Raw genomic sequence first — 1,370 nt, 5'->3', positions numbered from 1 at the left:
CTCAGCGATACCGACACGCTGCGCCGTGATCCGCTCTGGCAGCTGGCCTGCAGCGATGCGCGCGGGACAACGCCCCTGGCCCAGGACCGGCCCTCTCAAGCCACGCTGTCGCGGCTGCTGACCTGCCTCGGGCGCTGCGACAATATCGATGCCGTGCACGAAGGCCTGCTGCGACTGGTGATCTGGCGCCTGACCGCGCTGAAGAACGGCGAGCGCCCCAAGCAGCTGACGCTGGACATCGACGGCCTGCCGATCGAGGTCCACGGCCACCAGGGCGGCTCGGCCTATCATGGCCTGTACGGCGCGCGGATCTATTCACCGCTGGTCGCCTCGCTGGCAGAAACCGGCGACATGGTGGGCGGCCTGCTGCGCGAGGGCAACGCCGGCCCGGCCGAGAACGCCGACACCTGGATCCCGCATCTGGTGCGGCGACTCAACGAGAGCACCGGCGCCCAGGTTCGGGTGCGCATCGACGCCGGTTTCACCGACAACGCGACGCTGGAGGCCCTGGAAGAGTGCGACATCGAGTACCTGGGCCGACTGCGCAGTCACTCCGGCCTGCAGAAACTGGCGGCACCGCACCTGAAGCGGCCACCCGGCCGGCCACCCGAGCAGCCTCGCGAGTGGTGCCACGATCTGGAGTATCAAGCGGGCTCTTGGTCGGCACCGCGTCGCGTGGTGCTGGTGGTGCAGGAACGCCCCGATGACCTGCTGCTGCATGCCTTCTTCCTGGTCACCAACCTCGGCAAGTTCGACTGGCCGCCGGAGAAGGTCCTGGCGCTCTACCGCAAGCGCGGCAGCGCCGAGGCGCACATGGGCGAGGTGAAGTCGGCGCTCGACGTGCACCTCTCGTCGACCGATCGCGGCGCCTCCACCGTTCAGGACGTGATGGCCCGCAACGAGGTGAGCCTGCTGCTCAGCCTCTACGCCTACCAGGTCCTGCATGGCCTGCGCTGCCTGCTGGAGCGGCAGACCCGGCAAGGCTGGAGCCTCAGCCGGATGCGCGAGCAGGTGCTGAAGGTCACCGCCACGCTGAGGCTGCACGCTCGGCGAATCACCGTTCATCTGGGTGCCGCCGCCGACAAGTGGTGGCCGACGCTGCTGAAGGGGTTGCCGAAGCTGACCGCACTGAGCTGACGCTCCTGCGAGACCACCACAGCATCAGAAAGCGAGCGACCGGAGCGGCGGTCGGCGATCACGGCTGCTTGGACGGCCGCCATTGATTCCAAAGAGCTATAAGTAAGTAGGAAAAGGGCTGCGTTCTGGCATTACTCAACAGCCACTCGCGCTGAAGAGGCGAATCCTGATAAGCAATGCCAACAGCCAGTACCTTCAGACCGCTCAATCAGCGCCCTCGTGAATAAGGCGGG

At 66.8% G+C, this 1,370-nt stretch carries 1 protein-coding gene; it reads left to right on the top strand.

Going from position 1 to position 1,370, the window contains the following annotated elements; translation table 11 throughout:
* On the top strand, positions 1 to 1,137 hold a 1,137-nt coding region (locus CXF87_RS12045; protein ID WP_101146779.1), incomplete at its 5' end, for an IS1380 family transposase.
* Positions 1,138 to 1,370 lie beyond the last annotated feature (233 nt).

It is taken from the genome of Halomonas sp. MES3-P3E (assembly GCF_002836035.1).
In the GTDB taxonomy this organism is placed as follows: Bacteria; Pseudomonadota; Gammaproteobacteria; order Pseudomonadales; family Halomonadaceae; genus Vreelandella; species Vreelandella arctica.
Note: the sequence above shows the minus strand (reverse complement) of the source record. Positions and strands in the feature narration are given on the sequence as shown.